Genomic DNA, 22,416 nt, shown 5'->3' with positions numbered 1-22,416 from the left:
ATGAAACGTATATTAGGACTGATTGTATTTGTAAGTTTTCAAAGTATTGGGGCAGATATTCATAGTATTGATGTTTTTGTGAATCATGAGCAAGCAAGTCGAGTTAAAAATTGTCATGATAATTGTCAAATATATGATCTAGATAGCACAGAAGTGCTTTTAAATTCATTTTTTGGTGAGTTACCGAGTGATATTGATGATGCTTATTCAGTTGTTGAAAAAAAATTAAATTTACCAGAATGGAAAACGCATGAAGCTCAAATAATTGAAGCTCAAAAAACAATTACAAAAGCATTTTATCTCGGTGTTAAAAAATATCCTGCGATTGTTATTAATGAAAAAAATGTGATTTACGGAATAACAGATGTTGCACGTGCAGTTAATGATTTTATGAGTAATGAGGATAAACGATGATAAAAAAAATAAAATGTAGCTTACTTGGACTCATAATTACTATGCCGAGTTTTGCCACATCTATTAGTACTCAACAAATAGTTCAATCAGCTCTCTCGACTAGTTGTACTGAATATAAAATTGCTGGAACCTGTTTTTGGCTGTTTTGTTCTTACGGTTGCAAAATTCGTACATCTGTAAAAGTAAAGCACTATATCCCCGATGTTGTTATGTCCGCATATGAACAGCCGTTTGAAAATCCTTGGACTGAAATTAATGCTATTACCTCATCAGGAAGTTCATTAGTTGGGGCAAATATTCAAGGAGGGGGAGATACAAATAATCGTCAAGCAAATAATCGAACAAAAATTCGTTTTAAAGATGTTCAAGCAATCGGCCACCCTGGTGGGGCTGTTTTCTCTCAAATGCTATCGGGTATGGGCTACTATTGTAATAATGGGGTAACGCCATTTTATCCTTATTTTGTGAGTGAACTTGATTTTATTGCATGGCGATTAGCACTTGTTGAATCTGTATACCCAGAGGCATTAATACCAGGTAAAAGGGAAATTGGTTCATCCGATATGTGGGGAAACATTTATCCAAGAGCTGGGGCTGTTACTCAAAATGACGACTTCAAGGCAGGAGCGGTGGTAGTTCAACGAGGTGCTGATGTATTAACAAATAGTAATTCATTGCATGTCGTTCAAAATTACACTAAGCGTAAAAAAGATGGATTTTGGCCACCAGCTCCAGTTAAAGAAAATACAAACAATCATAAATGGCAAGAATTGGCTCCAACATTAAATATGTCATGCGGTATCTTTCCAAATATTAATGATACAGCAAGCGTTGATGGAGCCTATGTTTATGCTTTGTGGAGACCTTATGCATGTTGTAAGAGACGTGGGCAAAAATTTTTATACAGTATCGATTTTGGGGGATGATCATGGCAAAGAAAACAACAATGACTATAACAGCATTATTATTAACAATTAGCTCATATAGTTATGCTAATTCAACTGGTGGGATATCTGATAGCCTTTATTACCGTATAGGTGGTGGATCGGTAAAAGGATCTACATATACATTTGATAAACCAAAATCAATTATGAATATGGGCAAATGGAACTCTAGTCTGATGTGCGGTAATTTTGATATTAGCTCAACGATTTCAAATCAGCTTAATGGTGTGACAGAGGGGTTTAACAATATTATGAGTGAGGTCATTAACAATGCTAAAGGCGCTGTGGCGAGTTTGCCAGCATTGGTTATTCAACGTGCTAATCCTCAGCTTTATGATTTGTTGACAAACGGTGTGTTACAAGCAAAGTTAGATTATTCCGATATTAAGACTAGTTGTAAACAACTTGCTGAAAAAATGACTGATTACACAGATTCTGCAAGTTTGGTTCAAGCCGCTAAAGCCGAAAATATGGCAGAGATGTTAAATGGAAAGAAAGTCGATGCTATTCGAGTTGATAAACAAATTGATAGCGATGCAGGTAAAAATGGCATTTCATGGATCGGAGGGGTAAAAAAGGGGGGAAAAGGGCAAGCTCCGATTAATATAACAAGTGATGTTGCTTTAGCTGGCTATAACTCATTAATAAATCGAAACGTTACGGATACAACACCCGTTAGTGATGCACAAAATAAAGGGGGGGTTTATAAAACATGGAATAAACCTAGTGACGCCCAAGTGTGGCTAACTGATGTGGTTGGTGAGCGCACCATGATAACTGATAGTGAAAATCAAAACGGCAATGAGACAGGTAAGCCAGGAACTGGTTTAAGCCCTAAAACCGAAGAATACTACGAATTTTATTATAAAAAGTTGGTTGATTTAGTAAATGGTACAAAGCCGCTTAGCAAAGCGGAATTAGAGGCACTAGAAGGTAGCTCTGTAAGTGTCACTCGAAGTGTCATTGAAACATTGAGAGACGATAATGAGCGTGTTGTACTAGTGAAACGTTTAGCGAGTGAAATGGCGCTGTCTAGAACTATTGAAGAAGCGATGATGGCACGGCGTATCATGTTGGCAGGCCGTAAAGAGCCAAATGTTGCTAAAAATGAACCAGTTCAGTCTAAAATATTGGATCAAATAGATGAACTGGATATGGAACTGAATCAAATTAAATTAGAGTACGATATGCGTAAATCTATTGCTGGGAATACGTTATTAGTCATACAAGAACGAAAACTTCAGCGACAACAAGGGGTTATTTTGCATATTGATAATCATGAATCTTTTGACGCCAATAAATAAAGAGCTAAATATGAATAAGAAAAAAGTTATTAAATTTGTCGTTTCTCTTGTTTTTTTACTTGGATTGCTTTGTTGCATATTATCTGTTTTTTCATTTGAGACAGAACATAAAGTTGCTTCTATTAATGAATTTTTGAACGGTAATTATTGTTTTTTTCTGGTAATGCGTTTAGTCATTTACTGTTTTGTTGGTTTTGTTTTATTCAAATTCAAAATTACGATAAAGGCCAAAGTTAAAACAGAAAAACAAAATGATTACAACAAGTTATTTTTCAGAACTAGCATTATATGCGTTGTTTTAATTTGTTTTAACGAAACAATGCTTTTTATGCATTTGATGGGATAATTAAAATGTCTGCAATGAGTTTTTTTGACTATGTGACATTGTCACTAGCATGGCTGATTAATAACGGGATATGGAACATTATATCAACATCTGGTATTTTCATTCTGCCATTCATATTTAAAATGTTTAGTATTCTGATAAATGTCAGAGAAGACGGTGAGTTAAAAGGTAAGCATGCAAACGTTATTGTTACTCGATTAGAAACTTACGTTTATATTAGCATGGTTGTCATTTTCTTTGCATGTTATCCATCAATTCCTCTTGACATTCGAGTGTTACATTATGAGCATAATGGATATTCAGCAGTTATCGATAAAGGAAAAATCACTCGACAGAAAATGGAATGTTCATACGCTGAAATATCTCCAGAATCGTCATCATTTAAAAAAAATAACATTCTGCTGAATGGACAACAAATTTATGTCCCAATTTGGTGGTACTTTGTGCATTCTTTATCTTCTGGTGTTACACAATCAGTGGTCACGACATTACCTTGCAATACTGATTTAAGAGAAGTTCGTTCAACAATCTCAGAATTAGCTGTAACAGATCCGATTTTGAAAAAAGAAGCGAATGAGTTTTATTCATTCTGTTTTAACCCATCTTTTAATAAATTAAGTACTGAGTTGCCTAAATTACCAGATGATTTAATCAATGATGTAACATGGCTTGGATCATCATATTATTTAAATACATCAGGATATTATGATTCTTTTAGATCTCAGAATCCTCAAAAAGATTGGCCCTATGACGAACAGCGAGATGTTGGGTTAACACCAGGCGATGGTAATACTGGCTATCCTTCATGTAAAGCATGGTGGAGCGAAAGTAAAGTTGGGTTAAAAAAGAAAATTATTGATAACATTAATAAACAAATTAAGATTGAATCTAATGAGAAAACAAGAACGGGTAATTTAAATCCTAACATAAATAAATTTTCGTTCTGGGAGTGGGTGACTAAAAGCAAAGAAGAGTTAGATGAAATTGTTTTACGTTCAGTTTTATCACCCAAAAAGATGTTGGCAACCGCTGATTATATGTTTATTGATTATGGAAATAAAGATCCTTCAGCATCTCAACAAATTGGTAGTGCAATTGCATCCACGGGTATATTTTTTAAGTCTATGACAACGTTCATTGAAATTGATGCATTGAGACAAGCAGCCCCGATGATACAGTCAGTATTATTGATGTCCGTAATTATTTTATTGCCCATTATCATAGTGATTGGCGGGTTTGAACCTAAAACGATAATTACACTAACATTTGTCATGTTTTCATTGATATTTTTAACCTTTGTCTGGGAACTTGCTCGTTTTCTAGACTCTAGGCTGATTAATATTATGTATGAAAATAATGCTGTTCATTTTCTGAGGGATAGGTGGTCAACTGATAAGTCTTTAATTGATATCATAACATCAATAATATTTATTGGTTTTCCGGTGATTTTGTTAGCAAGTTTTTCGTGGGCTGGAGTAAAAACAGGGAATGCAATAAATAATTTTATGGATAAAAATTCCGATAAAATGCAACAGGCAGGAAAAGAAGGAATGAGTGAGGTTAAACAAGGTGGTAAAAAGGCAACTAAAATAATAACGAAAGGTAAAAGTAAATAATTAATAGCATCAAAATAACTGGCATTAAATACTAAATGTCAGTTATTTAAAATAATTACCATTTCATCCTGCCATCTCTTGTATAAGCATGACCGTCATCATCGTAATATGCTGTTTCATTTCTTCTTTTTTCTTCTGATGATGTTTCCAAAAAGCATGGTAATACGTAGAGTATGCCTTTGAATATGAACAATATGAATTTTATAGAAACTGATAAAATTTTTATAAACAATTCAAATCCGTCGCTATTAAACAGCATTTTATGGTTTGTGTCAGATTGTATTGGTTTATCTTTATTTTCCATTTTTATGTCTCTGGTTAAAATTTATCCTTTATATATAAAATATATTTTGCTTTGTGTCAATGCTAAATACTTAAATGGCAAAAACAAAGGGTAAAAGGGTAAGGAAAAAAGGTAAAGGTTATTAATGGTAATGGGCCATAATGGGAATGGCCCTACCTTGAAAAGGCTGAAAAGGCTAAAAGTAAAAAGGGCATAACATAACTAGTTGTTGATTTTAAATTTAATATTGAATTTAGTGAATAATTTGCATTATAATGAAACTAGTTTTAGTTACTTTATTAGTAACAAACAACGAGAAGATGATCATTAATTCTCAGACGCTGCCAATAAAATGGGGCGTTCCTTTCTTAAGGTGATCACATCCTAACAGCCAACAAACTCACTACTTTCGTAGGTTGGTAACATCTATTTGATGTTGAGTTATTTTAGACTATCACATTCATATATTGAGGAATACTCAATGTCTTATGCAATTACTTTTGACTTCGATACTAGTAGATTAGAGCACTATTATCCTGGTGTATATACTAATGCTTATAAAGAAGTTAGAGATGAGTTAAAAAAGCTTGGTTTTGAATGGAAGCAAGGATCTGTGTATTTTGGTAATAGTAGTATTAATGCAGTAACTTGTGTTTTAGCCGTTCAACAATTGGGACAAAAGTTTAGTTGGTTTACACCTTCATTGAAAGATATTCGAATGCTAAGAATTGAGGAATACAATGACTTACTTCCAGCATTGGTGCAACAACGAGAACTAACTCATGCCTCATTAGAAAAAAATGAGATCCAAAATAAAACAAGAAAATTATTTTAATAAGTAATTAATTGTTTTTATCACTTACCCATAGGGGAATATTTTCTCCTGTGGAAAGTATTCTCCTTCTTATTCAACTTTTAATTAGGAGAATATCCATGACTAACGAATACATACTTCTTTCAACAGAATATTTCCTTGCTTTAATCAATTGTGAAGCAACTATACCTGATAATGTATCATTAAGTTCAATCATTCAAGAATACTTACATAAGTCTTAATTTTAATGTCAACCAGGAGGGGGATTTTCACTCCTCTTGAGTGATATCTCCTGATTTTGTTTGAGGAGGTTTATTATTATGAGATGGTATTTTGAGCATAATATTCATACTAAATCTGAGTTAATTAATTTATTAATTGCTCCTGTTTATAGTGAACATTATGAAGAAAAAACATTGCAATTTCATGTTTGTAATGACTATATTCATGGAGTAACCATATTATGGTCATTAATTGAATTTAATGTCATAAACGATTATCGAAACATTTTACTGGCGGGTAAATACCGTTACATAAAATGTAATTTGATTAAAAAAATTGACGAGGCTTGGAGCTATTCATATTATTGTGAATTATCTTTTCCTCCTTATTATTCATGTCCACTTAATTACCTTGAATTAGCTAATTTTGAAGTAAATCAAGAATGGCGAACTCAAGTTAGAAATTATCATCAACTACAAAAATAGTTTTCCTATTTCTATTTAAACCAGCTTACTTTATTACGCATAAAGTAGTTGGTTTTTATTTTTACTTTTTATACTGGAGCATTAATATGATTTCAATACCTGGTGAATTAGTCATTACAACCAGAACGGGTAAATATGGCAATTTCAATGTTGCCAAGCTTTTTACGTCCATTGGTGAATTTTCTTTAAAAGATAATAAATTATTGGATCAGTATGAAGCTGGAAAATATGAAGGGTCGTTTGTGATTAAACAAATCAAATCTTCTTCATATAGTTATGGCAATCGTGTTGTTATTGAATGTTGTGCGTATATTGAAGATATGGATCTGGTTAATTCATCCAAATTAGATGAAGCAGATTCGGAAAAAATACATGTATCAGAAGACCCTATTTGTCAGACTGAGTCATCTGAAGTTCAGAAAGTTAATACTGAACATCAACATGAAGAAACTATGGCTACCTCAGGTTCAGGTGATGCTGAACTGTTTGGTATTTTATGGCCGATAGGTGATCAAGTTAAACTAGATTCAACGGAGGATCGCTTAAAAATACGTTCCCAGAAAAAACGTTTAATCGAACTTGGTTACCATTTTGACTATAAAAGCCAATGTTGGAATAAATTGCCAGAACAATTTTAACTTAACTTATCTATCTCTGGGGAGAAACAGGTCTCTCTAGAGATCGTTTCTCCTTATATTGATTTAAGGAGAAACTTTAATGAGTAACATTCTTACATTACAAGATATTCCAGATTTGAAATGTGATTGTTGTATTGCGAATAATGACTCCGAACTGATTTTTTTATCTGTATGGGGGAAAGATACAGCAATGCAGGAACTCTTTGCAAAACTTACGATTGGCGAAACAACTACACATGGTTTAACGGATATTAAGTTAAATCATCATCGGGTGTTTTTAGCTGAAGGAAAGTATTATGCAAAGCGCACATTGAAAGTAACTAAAACGTTATTTGGTTCGTTGATTCATGCTTTTATTTTTGATAAACGCATTATTGAGCCAAACCGTGATTCAAATTCAATGATCTCTATTTATAAGATAGAAGATGTTTCCACTAGACATAATCGTTACTTTGATGCAATTAAAACACTTTCATCTGTACCCATTTTAGAACATTGGGCTGACAAAATTGTATCGATTGCTAAACAACAAGGAATGATTAAAGAACATAAAGCAATTGTTGGTGATATTGATGCAACAACAATTATTGTAAACGACACAATATTAACTCAAATCATGAGCCAAAAAATTTGTGATGGTATTTTAACTTTATCATAATCATAGGGAGTATTTATGGTTACACTTGTATCACCGAGAGTGGCGCATAATTTTGCTAAAAATGGCTATTATCCAACGGATGATGCTACAACAAATGCAATTATTAGCCATTTTGTAAGAACTGATAATACTGCTATTCGAGTTTTAGATCCTTGCGTTGGTGAAGCTCGAGCAGCAAGTAATATTGCGTATTCACTTAGTCATAAAGCAAAACTATATGGTATTGAATACAATCGACATCGAGCAGAACTAGCTCAAAAATATTGTGATGTTTTGTTAAGAAGTGACTTATTTGATACCGTTATTTCACCTAATTCCTTTGGTTTATTATTCTTAAATCCGCCATACGGAGATTTAACTAGTGAACATAATGGAGCAATTAAAAATTATCAGAAAGACTACAAACGACTAGAGAAAATATTCTATCGTTTTACGATTCCGTCGCTTCAGTATAACGGTATTTTAGTATTAATAATTCCGTTTACTCAGCTTGATGAGATGCTTTCAAATTGGATTGCAAATCAGTTCACTGATATTTCAATATTTACAGCTTGTGATAAACAATTCAAGCAAATTGTTATTTTTGGAAGAAAAGTTCGACAAAATGATATATCACTTCAGGAAAAAAATGATGTGAAGGCGAAATTTAAGGCTATTTTTGAAGGAGAAATTGCTCCTGATGAGATAGCTGTTACAAATAAGCCAATGTATCAAATTCCTGAGCTAGAAAGTGAAATTAAGTCTTTCTATAAATTATCATTTACCGATGAAGAGTTAGGTCAGGAAATTAAAAAGATAGGTGGATTATGGAATGACTTTAATCTTTTTTTCAAAAAATGTTGTGAACGCAAACGCAAACCGTTGTGTAAAATGTCGGATTGGCATTTATCGTTAGCACTAGCTGCTGGTGAAATCAATGGTATTGTAAAGTCTAACACAGGTAAAACATATATTATTAAAGGTGATACTTATAAATCAAAGTCGAAAAATGTTGAAAATACGTTGGATGATAATGGATTTATTATTGAATCAAAAACAATTTTGACTGATAAATTTGTTCCTTCAATTCAGGCATGGGATTTCACTCCAAATTCTGAAACATTTGGTTCGTTATTTCTGATTTCGAACCGAGATAATGAAGCTGATGAATTGTGTGAAAATGATGGATGTCTTGAAAATAATCAATACAATTTGGTTATCACTGGAGAGATTTATTTTACACAAGGAGTTAAGTCCTTAACAGATAGTGATTTTAATATGGCACTTGCTGTTTCAAAAGCTCTCAGTCGTTATGAAAAAGGTGATTGGGGTAATGATATGGATGATAGTGACAAAAAATTAAATGATCGAGTTTTAAGGCAAGGACAAAAAAATGATCGCTTATTTGCAAGTTATAAGCTTTCTGATGATATAAAACTATGGATTATTACTGAATGGCATGGTGAGCGAGGTTTTATAACTACGTTAATGCTGCCAAATGAATATTAAATCTATATTAATTTAAACATTAACCCATAAGGGATACAATCCCTTGTGGAGCTTGTATCCCTTTTTATTTAAGGATTAAAAATGGAACAAGTAACATCAAATATACAAATTGATTTAAATAGTTTTATTAACGAGTTTAAAGATTCACTATTGAATAGTTTGAATGCATCTAATCCTCCAGTTTACAGTGAGGATGATATGTCATTTGAACGACAATCAATTATGGAACAGTTAAAACGTAAACCATTTAGTGAACAAGCTAATGTTGTACAGGCTGTTACAAAATTGTTATTAGATCAGAATGAACCTGCAGCAATTATCAATGCTGAAATGGGAACAGGAAAGACAATGATGGCAATTGCTGTGGCAGCAGTACTTCACTATGAAGCCCAGTATCGACGTAATCTGATAATTTCGCCACCTCATCTTGTATATAAATGGCGACGAGAAATTTTAGAAACGATACCAGGTGCAAGAGTATGGGTTTTAAATGGCTCAGATACACTTGTGAAGCTATTAAAATTGAGGCAAGAGCTTAAGTTAGGTATTACATCTAATGTGCCTGAATTTTACGTTTTAGGACGTGTTCGAATGCGGATGGGATACCACTGGAAACATGCACTGAAATCAAAACCTATTTACCAAAAGCAAAATATTCATGAACGTGGGGAAGTTAAAACAAAATACATAAAAAAAGACTGTGCTGCTTGTCCCGACTGTTATAATTTTTGTCGTGATGACGAGGGGGAGTTAATTCTTTTTAGCGATTTTGTTTTGAAAGAACATCGAACAACTTGTGTGAATTGTGGCAGTGCTTTATGGACTTTGATTAGACCATTAAATAACTCGAATTCTAGTTTTAGAGACAGAGTTAAAAAATCGATGTGTCAAATTCCGACAATTGGGCCAGTGAAAGCTGAATCTCTAATTAATAAATTTGGTGACGATTTTCTATCTGATCTGCTTGCGGATAATGCATCAGATTTTGTTAATCTTATGAATGAAAATGGTGAGTTTATTTTCACTGACAGACAAGCAATAAGAATGGAAAAAGCTTTAGCTAAACTTGAATTTGGTTTTGGCGAAGGTGCTTATCAAGCTACCGAATTTATCAAAAGATATTTACCACAAGGATTTTTTGATTTATTGATTGTTGATGAAGGTCATGAGTATAAAAATCAAGGCTCTGCACAAGGGCAGGCGATGGGTGTGCTTGCCAGCCAAGTTAAAAAGATTTTACTTTTAACTGGTACTTTGATGGGAGGTTATGCAGATGACCTATTTTTTTTACTTTTCCGTGTATTAACGTCTAAGATGATTGAAGACGGTTATAAACCGAATAGCAGAGGTTCACTTGGTACTGCAGCAATGGAGTTTATGCGAGATCATGGAATCATTAAAGACCTATATACGGAAAGGCATGGAAATAGTCATAAAACAGCCAAAGGTAATCAGATTTCTCATCGAACACAAAAAGCTCCAGGTTTTGGGCCAAAGGGTATTTTACGATATGTATTACCGTATACAGTATTTCTAAAGCTTAAAGATATTGGTGATAATATTCTCCCGAATTATACTGAAGAGTATATTGATATTAAAATGTCATATGAGCAAAGAAGTTATTACGATGATTTATCGAATAAACTTAAGAGTGAGTTGAGAAGTGCATTAGTGAAAAGAGATACAACATTACTTGGTGTTGTACTCAATACCTTACTTGCATGGCCTGATTGCTGTTTTAGAGCAGAAACAGTCACTCATCCAAGAACACGAGATAAGCTGGCTTTTGTGCCATCTGTATTTAGTGGTGATGAGGGTGATAGTTTTATTGAATGTTCGCCAAAAGAGCAATCTTTAGTTGAACATTGTTTAGCTGAAAAAACAGATTGTCGTAAAGTATTAGTATATGCAACTTATACTGGTACTCGAGACATAACTGGACGGCTTAAGCTTATTTTAGAACAAGCTGGTTTAAAAACAGCTATATTAAAATCAAATGTGTCGCCAGAAAAGAGGGAGGATTGGATCTTAGACAAAGTGGATAAAGATTATGATATTGTCATAACAAATCCAGAACTTGTTAAGACTGGTCTTGATTTACTTGATTTTCCAACCATTATTTTCTTGCAAACTGGTTTTAATGTTTACACATTGCAACAAGCAGCAAAACGTTCGTTCAGAATTGGCCAGAAAAATGATGTAAAAGTGATTTATTTGGGCTATGAAAATTCAGCACAAACAAGCTGTTTAAAATTAATGGCAAAAAAAATAGCGGTTTCACAAAGTACTTCAGGGGATATGCCTGAATCGGGATTAGATATACTTAATTCTGATGATGAATCCATTGAAGTGGCTTTAGCAAAACAGCTAATTGCCGTATAAAAATAAGTGATATAAAGTAAAAGCTGGCACGTTATGTGTCAGTTTTTTTTAATTATAAATCCAAATGGCATTATAAGTGCAATAATATTATTGCCTAAATAATTATAGGAGCAAATAATGATGGATATGGCTTGCATTCGAGAACAAGAAAAAAGAAAACAATTAAAGGAGAAAGAGAAGATAGTTATTATAACCACATGCGAACGATTAATTGAAAAAGGATTTGATTTAAAATATAAAAATAATGAAAAATTCGATATTAACAAGTTACTGTCTTTGCATTCTCAACTATTCGATAAGAATAATACCGAAGATATTTTTTTAACAGTTATTGATGTGGAGCATCAAGAGGGCTTTCTTTCATTTAAAGCAAATAGTATCAATTGTTTGCATGTTATCAATAAGTACAGTGATAATTTAGATTTTGAAATGTTTGAAATATCAAGATTTATTCAAACTTACATATTAAATTAATATGGAGTTGCTGATATTGTAAATTAATCTGAGTTGCAATTATCAAAACAAATCTCTTTTAACTGAGTTTCAGTGAAATTATTTTGTTCAGAATCTGCAAAATCCGAAATAGTAAAATTACAAACTTCCCCCCATGTTACTAGGCACTCAACACACGTTATTGGGTATTGGTTTTCAGCGATTTTTAGAGAATCCCCAATTACTTCATTTTTTTCATTTCTTTTTATTGTATAGCTATTGCAGAGCGTGCCATCACTAGTTGCTATATGTGTTAATGTTCGTTGTAGAACTAGCCCTTTTTGTGTTTTAATTTGTTCGATTGTTGTAATTGTTTTTTTTATTGTTTCCATTATTAGCCTCAACCCCTATTTTTAAATCTATTGCGTGAGTCCAATCTGCACTGAATAAAATCAGTCGTAAAAAAGCAAGTTTCCTTGCTTTCTTATTGTGAATGATTTAACTAGTTAAGAGACAGATATTATCAATAATTTCACCATCAATACTTAATACAGCTTCGGAATACAAATCAAAATAGGCATTATGGCCTAATTCTTTTAAATGCTCCAAAAAGCAAATCAAAAAACATTGTGTATAATCTCCTGATGATAAAATTTCTTTATAAGATGAATTGAAACGGCTAGCAATTTTATGATTGAAATCATTTAAATTATTACATTGCCATTGTTTCATTAACCAATCTTCCATTTTTGATAGATAGAGATTAAATTCAACGCCTTCTCCATCAGAGAATGAATTAATCAAATCATATCGTTTAATATTAGATAATATATCGTCATCAATTTTTATAATGTCATCTCTAAGATAGAGTCGTTTACTAGTATCATTATCAAGTTTATTTTCACTATACATAAGTGTTCTCCTATAGTTTAATTGATGGAGAACACTCCATTAGGAGTATTCTCCTAATGGAATGTGTAGAGTTTTTATAAAGCTAATTCATAACGAGTTAGATCAATGAGTTTAGCTATTTCAATATTACGAACAATAGGTAATTTACGTTTCAGATATTCGATGAAATTAGTTGTTGGGTTTAACTGCCAATGAACTAATACTACATTTACTAAGCCACTAATTACTATGTTCTGGGTAGAATTGTCTACTATTGATGCACGTTTAACTTTACATGGACGATTATTAATTTCACCATCCATCCAAATATCACTAAGAAGGTGAGTAATTTCATTTTCAGCCTCAATAATTGAATTGAAACTACGCTCAGAAGTGATAATTTCGACCTGATTATTGTCAGTGAAAGTGATCTCTAGTTTAAATCCATAATTACTTGTAAATAAGTCTTTAATGTAATTAATTGTCATGATAATTCTCCAAAATTAAGTCAATAAAAAGGAGAATTTATGCCCGATAGGGATAAAATTCCCCTATGGGTGAGTAAAAGATAGTTTATAAGAACTCAACATCAAATAGATGTTACCAACCTGCAAGAAACAGTGAGTTTGTTGGTTGTTAGGATGTGATCACCTTAAGAAAGGAACGCCCCATTATTGGCAGCGTCTGAGAATTAATGATCATCTTCTCGTTGTTTGCTACAAAAAGTAGCTGAAAACAGGATAATTATACTAATTAAGTAAAAAATCGCAATAAGATCTTTTGATTAATGTTTATTTTGTTATATTAAATGTGGTTTACCGAGTTTATATTGAAAGACTACAGATATCTAAAAAATAATAGTGATTATGTTTCATTTAATAAAAAAATTAATTGTTAAAAATAAACAAGAAGACAACGAAACTAATGATATCACCACTTTAACCACTTTATCGGGGTTAGATGGGTGGTATATTCCAACATCCGCAAAAAAATTGCTTGATACGCCTTCCCGAAAAAAGTTGGTCTCACTAATTTGGCAACGAGTATCAATTGATCAACAAAGGTTTAATAAATTATATATGGATGTTATCAATAATTATGTTGAAATAGTGCAATTACTGCCAGCTTCGGAAGCACACCATCACTCGTATACAGGTGGAATGATTGATCACGGACTTGAGGTGGCAAATTATGCATTGAAGTTGAGGCAATCTTACTTACTTGGAGCTAACGCAGAAGATATTCCAAGACAAGCTCAGGCTTGGAGTGCCGCAGTTGTATACGGTGCATTGTTACATGACATAGGTAAAGTTGTTGTAGATGTTCATGTTGAAATGAACGATGGCAAAATCTGGTATCCGTGGAAAAGCAATTTAGATTTACCGTATCGGTTTAATTATAAAAAAGATAGGGATTATTCTCTTCATCCGAGTGCTGCAGCATTGATGATTAAACGAATTTTACCAGATGAAAGTATCACTTGGTTATCACAATTCCCTGAATTGTTTAAATCTTTTTTAAGTTTATGTTCAGGTCATACTGAAAAAGCTGGCGTATTATCCGAAATTATACAAAAAGCAGATATGTTTTCTGTATCGAATAACTTGGGGGGTGATCCAACAAAAATATTAAGTAAGCCAGTATCACTAATGAGTAAAATGATTGTTTCAATAAGATATTTAATTGAATCGGAGTTAATTTTAAATGGTCCAAAAGCCTGTGATGGTTGGTTTGATGGAAAAGATGTTTGGGTTATTAGCAAATCATTTACCGATAAAATGAAAGCTAATTTGCTACAAAACGGTATAACTGATATACCGACTGATAATGCAAAAATATTTAATATACTAAAAGAGCACGGGATAGCAATAGCAAATGAAGATGAAGATAAAACCATTTGGACATGTAAAATTGAATCTGAGGAGAGTGGTTGGATTGCTGAAAAATTAACACTTATCCGTATACCCGCCAATGTCGCTTTTCATAATATTACTAATGCACCAGAACCATTTAAAGGTTCAATCACTCCACTGTTGATAGAAGCTGAAAATTCTGAACATACTGAAAAAAATGATATTATGATACCCGATAATATTCCTGCCATTCCTGCCGAGGAAGTTGAAGAAGAGCCTAAATTAAACATTATATCTGAGTCTGTAGATGACAAAGCTTCTATAATGCAAAATACAATATTTAATCTATTTTCTAATCAACAGACAAATATTGAGATATCTGAAGTAGATATGGCTGATAATCACGATGATTGCGACAATTCCAAAGAGAACCGTCAGATAAAAGGGAATGATTCAAAAAATAATAATATTTCTATTTCAAATGAGTGTATTTCTAACACATTAGATAATGATGATATCTATAATCACCCATTTTTTAAATGGGTTAGAAGTCAAATTATTGATAAAAAATTACCAGTTAATAACCAAAATGCATGCATTCATACTGTTGACCATAAAATATTTATGGTAACTCCCAAAATTTTTAAAAAATACAGTTTACATATAAATGGTAATGATGATGATAGTAACTGGAAACAATATCAACGTGAATTTCAAGCTTTAAAAATTCATACAAAATTTAGTGATGAAGGATTTAACATCTGGAAATGCATCATTTCTGGAAAAAGAAAGAGTCATACTTTTATTAAGGGTTATTTAATTGATAACAAACCATTATTTGCTATTGAGAATAATTTCCCTGATAACCCTCATTTAACTTTAATCCATGATATTAATATTTACAAAAACAATTAATAAGGAGTTTTTATGAAAACAAAAACAGAAACACAAGGAAAAATGTCTTGGCAAAAATTGTTAATTGCATATCTAGACTTTAAGTCATTGCGTGAACAAAGTAGTTACAATTATCAAAGATATATTGAATCATTTACTCGATTTTTTTATAGCGAGTTTACAGATATTGATTCCATCACTCATGAAAAGGTATCTAATTTTAGAAACCACATTTTGTGTGTAAGACAATGTAAAAATGTAACGTGGAATAGCTATTGTCGGCATTTTAAAGCATTGATGAAGTTTGGAATTGAAAATAGTTTAGTTGCTCAAAAAAAAATCCGTTTGATAGTATGTTAATCAAATCGGGGAAGAAAGCAAAAAAGACTGTATCACAAACAAATATTGATATTTGTTTAAATTTTCTAAAACAAAAGCAGCTAAAAGAATCAATAAAAGATTTTTGTTATCCAGCACAGTTTTGGATAACTTTAATTAAAGTCTTGCAATATACAGGAATACGACGTAATCAATTGTTGCATATTCGTATTTGTGATGTTAATGATAAAGATAAGAAGCTATTTTTAAGAGAAGAAGGCTCTAAAACTCACAGCGAACGAGAAATTCCGCTCATTGATGATGTATTCAATGATATTGTTGAATTAAAAAAACAATTGAAAATGTTGAATAAGAAACCGACTATGCAATTATTTAATATTTATCATTTTAAAAATAATAAATGTGATTTTTATAAAGAAATGAATTTTAATAGAATAGATTCTTTTTTTCAGCAGTTATCAAAAGCTTGTTGCGTAAGAGTTAGTCCACACCGATTTAGACATACATTAGCAACAAACTTGATGAGGCATCCAGACAGAAATGTGACGTTGGTAAAAGAACTATTAGGGCATTCATCTTTGTCAACGACATTAGAATATATTGTGACAGATCATGAACAATTAAGATCTTGCTTAGATGCTCATTTTAACCAATTAAAATAATGGAGTAATTATATAAATAGTGGTTTGTTGATTATTAAAATTATTTAAAATAACTTACTGCTATTTATTTAATTGAAAGTAATAATATGAAAAACTAGCCAGAAATGTATTAATAGTTATAAAATGCTGAATAATTATTGATGTTGACAAAAATTTTAATTTATTTATTATTTATAAACAATATCTATCCCTCTATACTGAGCTTAGTTAAATATTAAAATCAGTTATTTGATGTAGTCGACTCATAATCGATTGGTCACTGGTTCAAGTCCAGTAGGGGCCACCATTAAATGTTTTATCACTTTTCATTTTAGTAAATAAAATCATTAAATTATATAAAATAAACCGTGTTTATTGTTCATTTTCATTCGTGTTAATTTGGCTGTTATTACCAATTTTAGTAATATGTTTAGTAATACAAATCATGGGTAATAAAAGATGTATTACTAAAAATTAGGTGATATATGGCTAGAGTAGTAAAACCATTAACTGATAAACAAATTCAGTCATCTAAACCTCAAGTAATTGTCTGATGGTAAGGGCCTTTTTTTATTAATAATGCCAACTGGTGCTAAATTATGGCCTTTAATTACATTGTAAATACCGCAAACTTAGTACAAGATTCAAGTAGAAAATCATGCTGCTTGTTTTAGTGTTTTATACTCAATCGGCATCATATTATTTAGTGCTTCATGAGGTCTTTCGGTGTTATAACTGGTTAGCCATTCTTCAGCTATCTTTCTTACTTGTTCTAGATTATTAAATAGATATAAATCTAATAGTTCTGTGCGATAGGTGCGATTAAATTGTTCAATATACCCACTTTGATATGGGCTGCCGAGCTCAATATAATCTATGGTTATACCATGTGACTTTGCCCATTTAATAAACGTATTTCCGGTGAATTCCGGTCCATAATCTACTCATATTTTGAGTGGATAACCATGATATTCAGCCAGTTTATCCAGATAACGGATAATTATCCCTGCCGGTAAGCTTACTGCAATATTAATGCCTAGCCCTCACGATTAAAGTCATCGAATAGCTACGATTTGATGTTCAGTCATTTTTTTCATAATTAAATCCTCTTTACTTTTATCATAGAGAATTTTCTACTTTTTTGCTGTACTATTTTAGGGGATAGTTACATAACAATAACAGTAAAAAGTACACACCAGAGATTCTTGCCTAATATGTGCAAATGCCATTCGACACAAAGATCGTGTAAAAACAATGCGAAGATTCATACATATTAACATTTTGTTTTTTGAAAAAATAATTCTAATCTTATCTCACTCATACTTCGTACCTTTAAATAATACACTAAACCGACCACTTCCTAACAACGCCAAACTAAAGGCACTTAGTGCCATAAAAGCAGGATACTCCCAACCGCCACCGGCATTACTAAATGACCAACCATTTACTGAATGAATGAAACTAATGACAATCATTTGAATAACAGCGAGTGAGCTGATCATACGAGTTAGCACCCCTAACAGTAATAACACACCACCACCAATTTCAAAAGCAATTGTTAAATAACCTACAAATCCCGGCAAACCCAGTGATTCAAAATACTGAGCTGTGCCATTAGGGGTAAAAACAAGGAGTTTAGTTAATCCATGCGCCAAAAACATAACGCCTAACGCTATACGTAATAAAAGCGATGCAATATCAGTTTGATATGGTTTCATATTGTTGTTCCTATAGGTAAATAAATTGACGTTGTTCGATAGTTATATATTTATATTAATGGTTATTTATTTAAGTATAAATAGGGTAATATGTGATTTATTGTCTCATAAAATGGAATAATTGGGTGGAGTTAGATGAATAGGTCAAATAAATTATTAGAAATGACAGTATTTGTAACCGTTGTTGATTGTAATAGCTTTGTTGAGGCTGCAAATAAATTGAATATGTCTAAGCAGGCTGTGTCGCGTTATATTCAATCGTTAGAAGATCGTTTGCAAGTGCGATTGTTGCAACGAACTACGCGGAAAATGGTCATTACTTACGAAGGACAAACGTTTTACTTGCAAGCAAAAGCTATTATTAATGCAACCATAGAGGCAGAAAACGCAATAAGCTTGAATAAAGTAAGTCCCCAAGGTATGCTCCGCATTAATGTACCTGTTAGTTTTGGTATTTTATATTTAGCGCCTTTATGGCAAAAATTTATCGATAAATACCCAAATATAGAGTTAGATATTACACTGTCTGATCGTGTGGTTGACTTACTTGAAGAGGGGTATGATCTTGCTGTTCGAATTAGTCGATTAGAAAACTCATCGCTAATTAGTCGAAAATTGGCAACCACACAAATTATCGCTGCAGCTTCACCAGATTATGTCGCCAAATATGGCATGCCCAATCATCCTGAGGAATTATTAAATCATAAAATTATTATGTATAGCCAATGGGCTAAAAAAGAACAATGGCATTTTTACAAAGATAATACTTATGACTCAGTTAATTTAAAAGCGAATATTTATTGTAATAATGGCGATACTTGTCGCCAAATTATGCTACAAAATGGCGGTATTTCACTACAACCCGATTTTATTATTGGTCAAGATATTAAAATGAAGAGGTTGGTTCGTGTTTTGCTAGATTATAATGTCGAGGATTTGAATATTTATGCTATTTACCCAAGCCGTAAATTGTTACCACTTAGAACACGTTGTTTAATCGATTTTTTAATCGGTGAACTTAAAGATTACCGAAGGTTAGTTTGTTGAGAAATGGGGTACGTATTGTTTGAAATACTTTGTAATATACATATAATGTATCAAAAACTGCATTAAATAGCCTTTTATTATTTTGGTAATAAATTGGGACAACAAATTTAAAAAAATAAATTTAATAAGGAATATAAAATGAGTCTATTTTCCCGTCTATTTAGCCGTTGGGATAATAAAAGTAGGCAATCGGATGACATTTTAGTTGCAAATTCTTCTATTGAAAATCCTCTATCTTTGGTAGTGCTATTCAATGACAATCTCTCTTTTAATCGACATAAATTATTAAAAACATTACGCAAAGTCGATTCGTCAATGAAAAACATCCGTTTACCATCATCCATTGAACAAATAACTGATGGCGTTGATACCCTTGTGGCATGGGGGCAGCATATTATCAAAATTGTTGGTTTTAATGCCCCTTGTCCTTCCGAAATTTTACAGCCTTGTATTGAAAATAGTCAAAACACGCAAGAGTTTAAGCAACAAGTTTCTCATCACCAAAGCCATATAATTTTATACTATGTTGGATTTGAAAATGATTTAGTTGAGCAATATGTTGCTTTAACACAGTTTGCTGTTGGATTTGAACATTGCGATATGAGCGCGCTTATTAATGCAAAGGCTCATCAAATTTTAGCAACACATGTTGCTAGCGCACTAGCAAATGAACAACAAGGTGTCTATTTGTTACGTAATTGTTTACCACTATTTTTTATTGGATTTGTGAAATTTAATGTTGACCATTTTGATGGCGTATGGATGCGTACTTATGGTGCAGATGCTTTTGGTTTGCCCGATTTGGCTATATTAGCCAATGGTTATGAAGATAGCGAGAAGTATATGAACATGTTCAATAATTTATTGCTTTATTTGCGGGATAGTGGGGCAGCGATACAAGCAGGTCATACTACAGAAGATACCGAAGGCAAAAAGATGTTATTACGTAGCCCATCAGCACAAGAATCTTTTTTACAAAATGGTGGAATAGTGTTGGTGATGGAATATCTTGTTGAGTAATCTTCAGCAATAAATCAGATTTATTGATATAACGATTAACATCCTCTTTATAATCATCAATTTTAGAAAAATTTAATATTAAGGAAGAATAAATGAATATTTTTTCACGTCTATTTGGTAAAAAGTCACAGCCACAACAAGCTAGCGGAACACTAGTTGAAAACCCAGATATTAAGGAAGCATTAGCATTAGGCGTTGTGTTTAAAGGGCAATTTTGTTTTGATGAAGATAATTTATTAAATAAATTACGCAATATAGATTCATCAATGAAAGACATTCAATGTCAACAGCCATTTGGACAGTTAGATGATGGATGTTATATCTTAGTTGGTTGGGGAAAACATGTGATTAAGCTATTTGGAATCAATGCCCCATATCCTGCTGAGGTTTTAGAAACTTGTGTTGCACCTGCACATTATAATCAGGATATCAAAGCGCAAATTCGCAATAATGATAGCCATTTAATTTTATATTATGTTGGGTATGAGCAAGATGTGCTTGAGCAATACCTAGCTTTAACCCGTTTAGCCGCTGGTTTGGAGGAGTTTAACGCTTTAGCTGTGATTAATGGAAATGGGCATTCTTCGCTACCAATAAATACTATTCGTGGATTGGTTACAGATAAAGGTGGGATTGATAGTTTACGTCATTGCTTACCCTCGTTCTTTTGCGGATTTGTGAAATATGAAGTAGAAGGTGTCAAAGGGGTATGGATGCGTACTTATGGTGCGGATGTTTTTGGCTTACCTGATTTTGCTGTATTAGCCAATAGCCATGATGAGGGAGAATATTATTTTGAAATGTTTGGCAATATTCTAGAGTATCTACGTGATAGCGGTGCAACAATGAGGCCAGGCGATACCATGGAGGTGGGCGATAATAAAATGATGTCATTACGCGCTCCACAAGATGATGAATACTTTTTGAAAGATCAAGGTCATGTTTTGGTAGTTGAAATAAATAGCAATAATGCAACTGCATAAATACTTAACTTGCCAGCAAAATTAATATTAATCTAATAAAATAAACGTCTATTTTTAAATAGTGCGTTTATTTTTTTATGTTCATTTTATCACTTATTTACTTATCGATCGTGCTAACCCATTATCAAAAATTTATTTTTTCATTATGAGTACAATATCGCCAGAATTCAGCCTTACCTTTTCGCCATTATATTGGTACTCAGACCACAGGGAAGGGTTATCCGATTCACAGTCATTAATGATTCGATATTCACTATAACCTGTATTACTGCCCAAGATAGGTATAATCTCACCAACAGATCTTTCAATATCATGTTCAGACAAGTAGGTAATTAATTTTTTTACTAATGCTAGTTTGTGTTTTAACTCTGGATTATCTTTATATGATGATTCAATAAAATCAATAATATCTAACATTTATAACCTTTATAAAAATGTAAAACCAAAAAAATGATTTGGGTCAAAAAGTAAATTACCACAGTCTTGACCATTGAAGTAATTTATACTCATTGAGGAAAAGGGTATTGATGAGTATGTTATATCGGTGATAATTACGGCTTGCTCGGTTTTGAATAATTGTGAATAAATTGACATTAATGAAAAATGGTCATCGTCATCTAAAGTAAACCATGCTTTAATTTCTGTTAATTCATTATATTGTATAATGCCTGTTTCATTTAAATATAACTCAAAAATAACTTTATCAATAATAAAATATAATCTATCATAAAGCGGGTGAAAAATCGGTAGAGTAGCATAATCAATATAGCCAGCGATCATTACATCCTTTAGTTCACCGCGCATTAATCTATCAAAAAATCCCTGCATGATTAACCTTTTTTACTTTGTACAATTAACTTAAAAAACGATTCTGTTGTAATCAGCATATCAAGAAAGTTTTTTATATTAAAATCAATATTTACGCCATTCATTTTTTCACCTATATTTGTTTAAGTATGTATGGGCAGCTTCTGCCAAAGCCTCAAACTCCACGTACAGCGCCC

General features: G+C 32.3%; 26 protein-coding genes. 18 read left to right on the top strand and 8 right to left on the bottom strand.

Annotated elements, in window-relative coordinates:
• The 5 genes from GQ593_RS04385 to GQ593_RS04365 are packed head-to-tail and all read left to right on the top strand — an operon-like array spanning position 1 to position 4,624.
• Complete coding sequence (locus tag GQ593_RS04385) at positions 1-414, top strand: TIGR03757 family integrating conjugative element protein (protein WP_160430893.1); 414 nt, start codon at positions 1-3, stop codon at positions 412-414.
• Positions 411-1,340, top strand: coding sequence for a TIGR03756 family integrating conjugative element protein (locus tag GQ593_RS04380; protein ID WP_160430891.1), 930 nt, complete (start codon positions 411-413; stop codon positions 1,338-1,340). Before GQ593_RS04385 ends, GQ593_RS04380 begins: the two co-directional genes overlap by 4 nt.
• A gap of 2 nt (positions 1,341-1,342) precedes the next feature.
• Positions 1,343-2,662, top strand: a complete 1,320-nt coding sequence (locus GQ593_RS04375; RefSeq protein WP_160430889.1) for an integrating conjugative element protein — start codon at positions 1,343-1,345, stop codon at positions 2,660-2,662.
• A gap of 10 nt (positions 2,663-2,672) precedes the next feature.
• Complete coding sequence (locus GQ593_RS04370) at positions 2,673-3,008, top strand: hypothetical protein (protein WP_160430887.1); 336 nt, start codon at positions 2,673-2,675, stop codon at positions 3,006-3,008.
• Between the two features lie 5 nt (positions 3,009-3,013).
• The gene (locus GQ593_RS04365; RefSeq protein WP_160430885.1) at positions 3,014-4,624 is read left to right on the top strand and encodes a conjugal transfer protein TraG N-terminal domain-containing protein; all 1,611 of its coding nucleotides are present in this window, start codon (positions 3,014-3,016) and stop codon (positions 4,622-4,624) included.
• A 55-nt stretch (positions 4,625-4,679) separates the two neighbouring features.
• On the opposite strand, the gene GQ593_RS04360 is transcribed toward GQ593_RS04365, so the two are convergent.
• A complete protein-coding gene (locus GQ593_RS04360; RefSeq protein WP_160430883.1) occupies positions 4,680-4,928 on the bottom strand; it encodes a hypothetical protein in 249 nt (82 codons plus the stop codon).
• Positions 4,929-5,388: 460 nt separating this feature from the next.
• On the opposite strand from GQ593_RS04360, the gene GQ593_RS04355 reads away from it, so the two are divergent.
• The 7 genes from GQ593_RS04355 (at position 5,389) to GQ593_RS04325 (ending at position 12,068) form a co-directional block, all read left to right on the top strand.
• On the top strand, positions 5,389-5,742 hold the full coding sequence (locus GQ593_RS04355) for a virulence factor (protein WP_160430881.1): 354 nt from the start codon (positions 5,389-5,391) through the stop codon (positions 5,740-5,742).
• Positions 5,743-6,041: 299 nt separating this feature from the next.
• Complete coding sequence (locus GQ593_RS04350) at positions 6,042-6,428, top strand: hypothetical protein (protein WP_160430879.1); 387 nt, start codon at positions 6,042-6,044, stop codon at positions 6,426-6,428.
• Positions 6,429-6,514: 86 nt separating this feature from the next.
• A complete protein-coding gene (locus GQ593_RS04345) occupies positions 6,515-7,066 on the top strand; it encodes a DUF3275 family protein (RefSeq protein WP_160430877.1) in 552 nt (183 codons plus the stop codon).
• Positions 7,067-7,145: 79 nt separating this feature from the next.
• Positions 7,146-7,724, top strand: a complete 579-nt coding sequence (locus GQ593_RS04340; RefSeq protein WP_160430875.1) for a hypothetical protein — start codon at positions 7,146-7,148, stop codon at positions 7,722-7,724.
• A gap of 15 nt (positions 7,725-7,739) precedes the next feature.
• Positions 7,740-9,212, top strand: coding sequence for a DUF6094 domain-containing protein (locus GQ593_RS04335; protein ID WP_160430873.1), 1,473 nt, complete (start codon positions 7,740-7,742; stop codon positions 9,210-9,212).
• Positions 9,213-9,293: 81 nt separating this feature from the next.
• The gene (locus tag GQ593_RS04330) at positions 9,294-11,594 is read left to right on the top strand and encodes an SNF2-related protein (protein WP_160430872.1); all 2,301 of its coding nucleotides are present in this window, start codon (positions 9,294-9,296) and stop codon (positions 11,592-11,594) included.
• 117 nt (positions 11,595-11,711) lie between these two features.
• Positions 11,712-12,068: a hypothetical protein gene (locus tag GQ593_RS04325; protein WP_160430870.1), complete on the top strand. Its 357-nt coding sequence runs from the start codon at positions 11,712-11,714 to the stop codon at positions 12,066-12,068.
• 23 nt (positions 12,069-12,091) lie between these two features.
• On the opposite strand, the gene GQ593_RS04320 is transcribed toward GQ593_RS04325, so the two are convergent.
• The 3 genes from GQ593_RS04320 to GQ593_RS04310 all read right to left on the bottom strand — a co-directional run bounded on the left by GQ593_RS04320 (position 12,092) and on the right by GQ593_RS04310 (position 13,405).
• The gene (locus tag GQ593_RS04320; protein ID WP_160430868.1) at positions 12,092-12,418 is read right to left on the bottom strand and encodes a hypothetical protein; all 327 of its coding nucleotides are present in this window, start codon (positions 12,416-12,418) and stop codon (positions 12,092-12,094) included.
• A gap of 106 nt (positions 12,419-12,524) precedes the next feature.
• Positions 12,525-12,938 carry a hypothetical protein gene (locus GQ593_RS04315; RefSeq protein WP_160430866.1) on the bottom strand — a complete coding sequence of 138 codons (414 nt, stop codon included), beginning with the start codon at positions 12,936-12,938 and terminating at the stop codon, positions 12,525-12,527.
• A 74-nt stretch (positions 12,939-13,012) separates the two neighbouring features.
• Positions 13,013-13,405 (bottom strand): hypothetical protein, encoded by a 393-nt coding sequence (locus GQ593_RS04310; RefSeq protein ID WP_160430863.1) that lies wholly within the window; start codon positions 13,403-13,405, stop codon positions 13,013-13,015.
• Between the two features lie 378 nt (positions 13,406-13,783).
• Between GQ593_RS04310 and mobH the strand changes: the two genes are divergently transcribed.
• Genes mobH through GQ593_RS04295 form a run of 3 tightly spaced genes read left to right on the top strand, consistent with a single transcriptional unit; the run spans position 13,784 to position 16,665 of the window.
• Positions 13,784-15,685, top strand: a complete 1,902-nt coding sequence (gene mobH / locus GQ593_RS04305; protein ID WP_160430861.1) for a MobH family relaxase — start codon at positions 13,784-13,786, stop codon at positions 15,683-15,685.
• Positions 15,686-15,697: 12 nt separating this feature from the next.
• Positions 15,698-16,024, top strand: a complete 327-nt coding sequence (locus tag GQ593_RS04300) for a phage integrase SAM-like domain-containing protein (protein WP_160430860.1) — start codon at positions 15,698-15,700, stop codon at positions 16,022-16,024.
• Positions 16,018-16,665, top strand: a complete 648-nt coding sequence (locus GQ593_RS04295; protein ID WP_160430858.1) for a site-specific integrase — start codon at positions 16,018-16,020, stop codon at positions 16,663-16,665. Before GQ593_RS04300 ends, GQ593_RS04295 begins: the two co-directional genes overlap by 7 nt.
• Positions 16,666-17,300: 635 nt before the next feature.
• On the opposite strand, the gene GQ593_RS14170 is transcribed toward GQ593_RS04295, so the two are convergent.
• Positions 17,301-17,522 carry an integrase core domain-containing protein gene (locus tag GQ593_RS14170; protein ID WP_442903587.1) on the bottom strand — a complete coding sequence of 74 codons (222 nt, stop codon included), beginning with the start codon at positions 17,520-17,522 and terminating at the stop codon, positions 17,301-17,303.
• 435 nt (positions 17,523-17,957) lie between these two features.
• On the bottom strand, positions 17,958-18,362 hold the full coding sequence (locus GQ593_RS04285; RefSeq protein ID WP_160430856.1) for a DoxX family protein: 405 nt from the start codon (positions 18,360-18,362) through the stop codon (positions 17,958-17,960).
• Positions 18,363-18,497: 135 nt separating this feature from the next.
• Between GQ593_RS04285 and GQ593_RS04280 the strand changes: the two genes are divergently transcribed.
• From GQ593_RS04280 to GQ593_RS04270, 3 genes are all read left to right on the top strand, one after another.
• On the top strand, positions 18,498-19,409 hold the full coding sequence (locus GQ593_RS04280) for a LysR family transcriptional regulator (RefSeq protein ID WP_160430854.1): 912 nt from the start codon (positions 18,498-18,500) through the stop codon (positions 19,407-19,409).
• A 138-nt stretch (positions 19,410-19,547) separates the two neighbouring features.
• Complete coding sequence (locus tag GQ593_RS04275; RefSeq protein ID WP_160430852.1) at positions 19,548-20,429, top strand: DUF4261 domain-containing protein; 882 nt, start codon at positions 19,548-19,550, stop codon at positions 20,427-20,429.
• 92 nt (positions 20,430-20,521) lie between these two features.
• Positions 20,522-21,412 (top strand): DUF4261 domain-containing protein, encoded by an 891-nt coding sequence (locus GQ593_RS04270; protein ID WP_160430850.1) that lies wholly within the window; start codon positions 20,522-20,524, stop codon positions 21,410-21,412.
• A 132-nt stretch (positions 21,413-21,544) separates the two neighbouring features.
• Here the strand turns inward: GQ593_RS04270 and GQ593_RS04265 are convergent, their stop codons facing one another.
• Both GQ593_RS04265 and GQ593_RS04260 read right to left on the bottom strand, forming a co-directional pair.
• Positions 21,545-21,829: a hypothetical protein gene (locus GQ593_RS04265; RefSeq protein ID WP_160430848.1), complete on the bottom strand. Its 285-nt coding sequence runs from the start codon at positions 21,827-21,829 to the stop codon at positions 21,545-21,547.
• Between the two features lie 9 nt (positions 21,830-21,838).
• Positions 21,839-22,240 carry a hypothetical protein gene (locus GQ593_RS04260; protein WP_160430846.1) on the bottom strand — a complete coding sequence of 134 codons (402 nt, stop codon included), beginning with the start codon at positions 22,238-22,240 and terminating at the stop codon, positions 21,839-21,841.
• Positions 22,241-22,416 lie beyond the last annotated feature (176 nt).

The sequence above is a fragment of the Gilliamella sp. Pas-s25 genome (assembly GCF_009795885.1).
Classification (GTDB): domain Bacteria; phylum Pseudomonadota; class Gammaproteobacteria; order Enterobacterales; family Orbaceae; genus Gilliamella.
The sequence above is the reverse complement of the archived record's forward strand: the minus strand, read 5'-3'. Positions and strand labels throughout refer to the sequence as shown.

Excerpts from the sequence above, each read along its gene's own strand:
- GQ593_RS04385 (WP_160430893.1), top strand. The coding sequence starts at position 1 with ATGAAACGTATATTAGGACTGATTGTATTTGTAAGTTTTCAAAGTATT.
- GQ593_RS04375 (WP_160430889.1), top strand. The coding sequence starts at position 1,343 with ATGGCAAAGAAAACAACAATGACTATAACAGCATTATTATTAACAATT.
- GQ593_RS04370 (WP_160430887.1), top strand. The coding sequence starts at position 2,673 with ATGAATAAGAAAAAAGTTATTAAATTTGTCGTTTCTCTTGTTTTTTTA.
- GQ593_RS04360 (WP_160430883.1), bottom strand. The coding sequence starts at position 4,928 with ATGGAAAATAAAGATAAACCAATACAATCTGACACAAACCATAAAATG.
- GQ593_RS04340 (WP_160430875.1), top strand. The coding sequence starts at position 7,146 with ATGAGTAACATTCTTACATTACAAGATATTCCAGATTTGAAATGTGAT.
- GQ593_RS04380 (WP_160430891.1), top strand. The coding sequence starts at position 411 with ATGATAAAAAAAATAAAATGTAGCTTACTTGGACTCATAATTACTATG.
- GQ593_RS04325 (WP_160430870.1), top strand. The coding sequence starts at position 11,712 with ATGATGGATATGGCTTGCATTCGAGAACAAGAAAAAAGAAAACAATTA.
- GQ593_RS04285 (WP_160430856.1), bottom strand. The coding sequence starts at position 18,362 with ATGAAACCATATCAAACTGATATTGCATCGCTTTTATTACGTATAGCG.
- GQ593_RS04270 (WP_160430850.1), top strand. The coding sequence starts at position 20,522 with ATGAATATTTTTTCACGTCTATTTGGTAAAAAGTCACAGCCACAACAA.
- GQ593_RS04355 (WP_160430881.1), top strand. The coding sequence starts at position 5,389 with ATGTCTTATGCAATTACTTTTGACTTCGATACTAGTAGATTAGAGCAC.
- mobH (WP_160430861.1), top strand. The coding sequence starts at position 13,784 with ATGTTTCATTTAATAAAAAAATTAATTGTTAAAAATAAACAAGAAGAC.
- GQ593_RS04265 (WP_160430848.1), bottom strand. The coding sequence starts at position 21,829 with ATGTTAGATATTATTGATTTTATTGAATCATCATATAAAGATAATCCA.
- GQ593_RS04350 (WP_160430879.1), top strand. The coding sequence starts at position 6,042 with ATGAGATGGTATTTTGAGCATAATATTCATACTAAATCTGAGTTAATT.
- GQ593_RS04280 (WP_160430854.1), top strand. The coding sequence starts at position 18,498 with ATGAATAGGTCAAATAAATTATTAGAAATGACAGTATTTGTAACCGTT.
- GQ593_RS04295 (WP_160430858.1), top strand. The coding sequence starts at position 16,018 with ATGTTAATCAAATCGGGGAAGAAAGCAAAAAAGACTGTATCACAAACA.
- GQ593_RS04315 (WP_160430866.1), bottom strand. The coding sequence starts at position 12,938 with ATGTATAGTGAAAATAAACTTGATAATGATACTAGTAAACGACTCTAT.
- GQ593_RS04330 (WP_160430872.1), top strand. The coding sequence starts at position 9,294 with ATGGAACAAGTAACATCAAATATACAAATTGATTTAAATAGTTTTATT.
- GQ593_RS04345 (WP_160430877.1), top strand. The coding sequence starts at position 6,515 with ATGATTTCAATACCTGGTGAATTAGTCATTACAACCAGAACGGGTAAA.
- GQ593_RS04310 (WP_160430863.1), bottom strand. The coding sequence starts at position 13,405 with ATGACAATTAATTACATTAAAGACTTATTTACAAGTAATTATGGATTT.
- GQ593_RS04300 (WP_160430860.1), top strand. The coding sequence starts at position 15,698 with ATGAAAACAAAAACAGAAACACAAGGAAAAATGTCTTGGCAAAAATTG.
- GQ593_RS04320 (WP_160430868.1), bottom strand. The coding sequence starts at position 12,418 with ATGGAAACAATAAAAAAAACAATTACAACAATCGAACAAATTAAAACA.
- GQ593_RS04335 (WP_160430873.1), top strand. The coding sequence starts at position 7,740 with ATGGTTACACTTGTATCACCGAGAGTGGCGCATAATTTTGCTAAAAAT.
- GQ593_RS04260 (WP_160430846.1), bottom strand. The coding sequence starts at position 22,240 with ATGCAGGGATTTTTTGATAGATTAATGCGCGGTGAACTAAAGGATGTA.
- GQ593_RS04275 (WP_160430852.1), top strand. The coding sequence starts at position 19,548 with ATGAGTCTATTTTCCCGTCTATTTAGCCGTTGGGATAATAAAAGTAGG.
- GQ593_RS04365 (WP_160430885.1), top strand. The coding sequence starts at position 3,014 with ATGTCTGCAATGAGTTTTTTTGACTATGTGACATTGTCACTAGCATGG.